Origin of the sequence: Bartonella sp. ML69XJBT, from assembly GCF_028618515.1 — a bacterium.
Lineage (GTDB): Bacteria > Pseudomonadota > Alphaproteobacteria > Rhizobiales > Rhizobiaceae > Bartonella.
The window spans coordinates 1-2,011 of the sequence record NZ_JAQITB010000057.1; the positions used below are offsets into that span (position 1 = coordinate 1).

The 2,011-nt window shown below is 37.3% G+C and carries 2 protein-coding genes; both read left to right on the forward strand.

The features are described 5' to 3' along the window. Nucleotides 1–682, forward strand: a 682-nt coding sequence (locus PVV68_RS09425) for a DUF3987 domain-containing protein (RefSeq protein ID WP_273782952.1), incomplete at its 5' end; no start/stop codon positions are given. 531 nt (nucleotides 683–1,213) lie between these two features. Beyond that, on the forward strand, nucleotides 1,214–2,011 hold a 798-nt coding region (locus PVV68_RS09430), incomplete at its 3' end, for a DEAD/DEAH box helicase family protein (protein WP_273782953.1).

Genomic DNA, 2,011 nt, shown 5'->3' on the forward strand with positions numbered 1-2,011 from the left:
AAATGATGATGGTTTGCTCCAACGGTTCCAGATGCTGGTCTTTCCCGATGAACGAAAAGAGCGGTTATGGATTGATAGACCTCTCAATCAAAAGGCATGGGAAACCTATCAAGGGATCTTTCGTTCTCTGTATGATAAACCCATTGGCTCACCAGAACACCCCATTACCATACGTTTTTCTGCAAAAGCTCAAGAGATGTTTCGTGAATGGTGGGAAAATTTTCAAAGAACAGTCAAAGGAGGGCATTTCTCTGCCCCCTTACAAGCACATCTTTTGAAAATGCCAAAGACCATACCAACCCTTGCTTTGATTTTTGAACTTGTTGAGGGAGGTCGTTTTGAAATCAATAAAGCAGCCCTTCAAACAGCCTTGCGTTGGGAAAAATATTTGTTAAGTCATATAAAACGCCTTTATGGGGCGTGTGATAAATTAGCAGCAGAGCGGGCAAAATTAATTGTCGAGCGTTGTGATTGGTTACAAGATGGCTTTACTGTACGCGATATTTATAAGCGTGATTGGAAAAGTTTAAAAGATAATGAAACCGTTAAGCAAGCTTTAGATCTCTTGTGCCGTTGCAACTATATTCGTGAAGTCTCTGGAGAAAGCAGTCAAAAAGGTGGGCGTCCTACACTACACTATGAATGGCATCCTTTAGTGAAAATTCATAAGACAGCACAATGAGGTAATCGTGAAATCTTATAAAGCTTTGAACTATGAGTTTTGGGGGTTTTGGGGGTTTTGGGGGTTCTTTTTACCCATTATCATTTTATTTTTTTAATCCAAAATAAAAGTTGTTATATTTCAATGTGTTAAGATTTATGTTTTTTTTTAAAAAACAACCTATATCAACAATACAACCCGTAAATTCAACTTATAGAATATGTTTTGGGGAGTTTTGTAGGGGTTTTGTCTGTTTTTAAAACCCCCAAAACCCTTTCTATAAAGTGAACAATAAAACCTATCAAAATAATCATTCTGATGTTTTTAAACACATAGTGCATTCGTCTTGAATGATATGTGAAATAAATAGCAAATTTCACTATTCTGTTGTTGATAAGCATGATTTATAAAATTTATTTTAAGCGATTATGGGTTTTCTGCTGCTTTTGTCTCATTTTGTTATCGCTATTTCTTTTGAATCAATTTAATAGACTTCATTTCGTTTCTTTACGAGTTTTGACCATACCATACGCCAATGGAGTTTATCTTAATATGCTTCAATCTGTTAAGTCTGATAATAAACAAGTCACTTTACGCTCTCTCTTACAATCCTATCGTGAACAGACAACTTCAAAAGCTCAACAGGGAAAAATTTTTGAAGATTTTGTTAGCAAATATCTTATGCAAGACCCTCTCCATTATGGACGGTATGAAAAGGTTGAGAGCTATTTTGAATGGGCAAAAGAACGTAAAGATTGGAATAAAAATGATATCGGCATTGATCTAGTCGCTAAGCTTCGCAATCAAGAGGGATATGTGGCTATTCAATGTAAATTTTATAAAGCAGATCATCAGATCAGTAAAAAGGATATTGATAGCTTTATCGCTGCCTCTGGAAAAGACATCTTTAAATACCGCCTTCTCGTTGATAGCACGGAAGTGGAATTAACTGACAATGTGAATGCCATGATTAAAGGACAAGCGATACCCGTTTATCGCATTGACCTTCGTTATATGGAAAACAGTCGTATAGACTGGCAAATCTATGCAACAAAAAAAGAAGTTGTTTTGAAATCAACAAAAGAGCCTCGTCCCCATCAGGAAGAAGCCATCAAGAAAGTCTGTGAAGGCTTAAAAGAAGCAGACCGTGGCAAGCTTATTATGGCATGTGGAACGGGCAAGACTTTCACCAGTCTTAAGATAGCAGAGACCATTGCAGGAAAAGGCAAGCGTGTGTTGTTTCTGGTGCCCTCCCTTGCTTTAGTCTCACAAACAATCCGTGAATGGACAGCAGATGCACAAATTCCCTTGCGTTCCTTTGCCGTGTGTTCTGATACAAAAGTTGGCAAG